Raw genomic sequence first — 251 nt, 5'->3', positions numbered from 1 at the left:
CCGGTATCGAACATCACCACGCTGACATTCGGATCAGCCGGCACCTGGTCAATGATCGCGTGCGCGCCGAAATATTGGGCGGTGTTGTCGGTCAGCACGCCGGCCCCGACCTTGCGCAGCGAGGTGCGCCCCGCCGCGCGATCAAGATCAGAGATGTCATCAAAGATGTCATTGCTCGCGCCATCGGTCACGGGGCGGCCAGTCAGCCGGCCACCGCCATCGGCGTTGTCGGTCATGCGCTCAGACTGCAG

The 251-nt window shown here is 64.1% G+C and carries 1 pseudogene; it reads right to left on the bottom strand.

The window, feature by feature from the left end:
• Positions 1 to 236 (bottom strand): annotated as a pseudogene (locus R0J88_RS22085) (hypothetical protein); the annotation flags it as partial.
• Positions 237 to 251 lie beyond the last annotated feature (15 nt).

This window comes from Pseudoalteromonas sp. SIMBA_162 (assembly GCF_046535955.1).
Lineage (GTDB): Bacteria > Pseudomonadota > Gammaproteobacteria > Enterobacterales > Alteromonadaceae > Pseudoalteromonas > Pseudoalteromonas marina.
The sequence above is the reverse complement of the archived record's forward strand: the minus strand, read 5'-3'. Positions and strand labels throughout refer to the sequence as shown.